Source organism: Deltaproteobacteria bacterium (genome assembly GCA_011773515.1).
In the GTDB taxonomy this organism is placed as follows: Bacteria; Desulfobacterota; Deferrimicrobia; order J040; family J040; genus WVXK01.
The window spans coordinates 6,463-6,689 of sequence record WVXK01000031.1; the positions used below are offsets into that span (position 1 = coordinate 6,463).

Genomic DNA, 227 nt, shown 5'->3' on the forward strand with positions numbered 1-227 from the left:
ATCGCCTACTATGCGATGGCCGACTTCGACAGCGCGGATGTCCCGGGAAAAATCCTCATCCCGAAGACCAGGATCTTCGGCCAGGAGGCAGGCTCGTTCACCGCCCCGTGGCTCTCCGTCACCGCATCGAACAGAATCTACCTCTCCGCCACAGAAAGCGCAGATCCCCTCGTACCCGGCACCCTTTACCTTGCAAACGTAAATCCCAACCTGGCGCCCAGGGACGG

General features: G+C 60.8%; 1 protein-coding gene. It reads left to right on the forward strand.

All coding sequences use genetic code 11. From position 1 onward, the window contains the following. Positions 1 to 227, forward strand: a 227-nt coding sequence (locus GTN70_03620) for a hypothetical protein (GenBank protein NIO16077.1), incomplete at both ends; no start/stop codon positions are given.